This is a genomic window from Arthrobacter sp. Bz4 (assembly GCF_003075455.1).
GTDB lineage: Bacteria > Actinomycetota > Actinomycetes > Actinomycetales > Micrococcaceae > Arthrobacter_D.
In genome coordinates this window covers 1-2,719 of the sequence record NZ_QDAE01000055.1, presented here as the reverse complement: position 1 = coordinate 2,719, position 2,719 = coordinate 1, and the positions used below count along the sequence as shown (strand labels likewise).

General features: G+C 54.1%; 2 protein-coding genes. Both read right to left on the bottom strand.

Annotation, left to right across the window (positions count from 1 at the left end):
- Window positions 1–202 precede the first annotated feature (202 nt).
- The gene (locus DDA93_RS16245; RefSeq protein WP_133185607.1) at window positions 203–835 is read right to left on the bottom strand and encodes a hypothetical protein; all 633 of its coding nucleotides are present in this window, start codon (window positions 833–835) and stop codon (window positions 203–205) included.
- Between the two features lie 905 nt (window positions 836–1,740).
- Window positions 1,741–2,719, bottom strand: a 979-nt coding sequence (locus DDA93_RS16240; RefSeq protein ID WP_207771374.1) for a hypothetical protein, incomplete at its 5' end; no start/stop codon positions are given.

Here is a 2,719-nt window from a genome sequence, read left to right as displayed (position 1 = left end):
TCTGCGCGAAAGGGAACTTGGAAGTCCGTCCCGCATGATGCCGGCGGGCATCTCGCTCTGTCGGGTAACCGCAAAACGTCACAAAGTGACTCTTCCGGGAAGAGCCTCCGATCCAAAGTTAGTTAACTGGCCCCACCACACACACCACAGCCCGTGTACCAATGAGTACAAGGGCCGTTGTCATGCTCTGGAGGACTAGACGCTAGAACGAATACTCGTAGCTCTCCGTCTGGCCGTAAGTAGGGTTGTAGATAATCGTCCCGCCCTCAGCTGGCAGGTCGAGGACCAGCTTCCCAGTGACCTTTTCTCCAGGGCCAATTTCAGTTGGCAACGTGTCCTGATCGGGCAGGCAATAAAAACCAGCAATTGTTCCAACGTCGCCGTTAAAAGTCGTTCCCTCCTCAGAAATGAAACCAAACGCCGCCGGATTGGTTGGAACGTCCATATCCAGACCAGCCTTCGTTTCAAAAGTCATCGAGATAGCGAACATGTATCCGTTTTCTGACGGCTCCTCGGGACGTTCCGTACACACAACGGGTTCAATCGCATCGACTGTGAAGGAGAGGACTGTCTCCCCATCTCCAGTGACGAGCTCTCCCACATTTCCAATCGCGCTGATGAAGTTTCCACGGTCACTAATCTCAGAACCTTCCTCAGTGGGTTCAGGCTCAGGAGTGGTTGTCTTCTCAATGGGAGCTACGCTTGGGGCTACAACGGGAGCAAGCGTCGTCGCAGTAGCTGTAGGTGTTTCATCCGCCGCTGAGGACTCCGCTCCTCCACATGCTGTCAACGCTAGGACACTGAACAGGGCAACGCCGAGTATCTTCTTATTCAATTTCTGGCTCAACTTCCTTGGGGAACACCCCACCTAAGGCGGATGTTTCCCCCGCTAAAACCAAAGGTAATCGTTAAAACCTAAGCGAACAACTTCCGAAGGTATCGATTGGGATAAGGGAGGGAATGTCCACAAAATGTCACAACCCCGCTCCAGACCCACAAACTAGGTCCACTGGTCAGCAGGGATGAATTCCTTTACGATCCCCCTGAAACTTGGCTCCCTCGGAAGCTTCCCCGGACTCACCCTCCATCGCACCTTCATCCGAACAATCGTAGTTCTGGTAGCTTTCTTATCCATCCCGATGGCCAAGACCATGTGGACATTCCTCGCCTCGGGGTAGTCCCGCAGAACCGCACCAATTCGAGCAACCTTGCTACTGCACTCGGGTGAAGGGGAATCCATGATGGCTTTGTGATGCTGTATCCGACCACTCATACCCAGCACGACACATTCGGCCTGCCCACCTACAGCGTGCGAGTCCGCTGGCGATCGGACGCCTACATCCTCGCATAGTGTCGGCCCCGACCAGCCACTCCTTGGGACCTGTCACGCCTCGACACCATGCAGGAGTGTGCAGATCAACTGACCGATATTTAGTTACTCTCCGGCAACACATTCAGCAGTCACCCACCAAGAGCCTGAGACCTCCTCGCAGACGCCCGTTGAATCGCTAGAGGTGACGGTGTGAAAGCAATCGAAATCGATGTTCATTTCTAGGCCCGGTCTTCGACAAAGTTTCCCTGGAAGTAGCGAGCTGCGCGTGTCTCGTCAATACTTTGCGCCAGCCGCTTCATTCGTTCCAATTGGCGTCCCCTCACAATGTGTCCAGCACGGTTCCATTCCCCAATCGGTCCCGGAATGTTCGTGACTTTCACTATGTGTAGCGGGGTCGGATCTAGCCTTTAATGGCAGCCGCTATAGGCCGACCTGAGGGCACTAAAAGTTCCGATAACCTTCGTGACTTGAGTGATGCGGTTGACTCTGTTGGCGATCGTCGAGACTTTGGGTGAGCTCGAGGATCTGAGAACTTCGCTACCCGCGTCGACTGCCGACTGCCCATACCCCGCCACTTGGTTTTGATCCGGCATTGGGAAAATAGATTGGGTTGCAGCGATGTCTAATGCTGATTTGAGGCAGGCCTTATTGGTTTTCACGATATTGCATGCATCTTCGAATCCGGGGCCTTGATCACAGATGCTTTGAGCGGATGCAGTCGCCTGGGAATAAGATCCTCGAGCGTCGTCTAGATCAGATGCTGGCGAGAATGGACTTCCATCGCAGTTGCCGATCGTCCACATTGAGCTTCCCGTGATCTGGCCATTAAAGGTCCAAGGGCTTGCCAGTACCGATCCGCAGGCTAGTCCCACCCCGTCCGACGGGTGCGGACCTTCAGGGGACCCCCAATCGAAGTGGTCGGCGTCCACTAGGCACGGGCCAGTATTCCAATTGCAGGCATACACAAATGGCGGTTGCCCCTGGATGTTTCTTGCACTGCCACGAAGCTGAGCACTGCTTGTCGGGTCTGTGGAGAGTACGGAGCCGACACGATCAAAATTGGCTTCGATACCGATTGAGCTGTTTCCAGCTAGCGTAATCGCTGTTCCTCCCGCATTAGAAATCTTGGTGTCCGTAAGATCACCATTTGAATTGCTAAAAACTAGTGGAGAAGATGAGTAGTACATGTTCAGGAATGTTGCTGCAATGGTGGCTCCGTCGGTGTTGATGCCTTCCCAATCGCTGGCAGCCGGTTTAGTGGCAGTCCCATCACCGTTCGTATCCCCACCCACGGAATCATCCTTCGAAGACGTAAAGACCACAGGACTGCCCGCAATACCATTGACCTTCAACGCACCACCAACCACCAAACCAGGCCGGACGAAC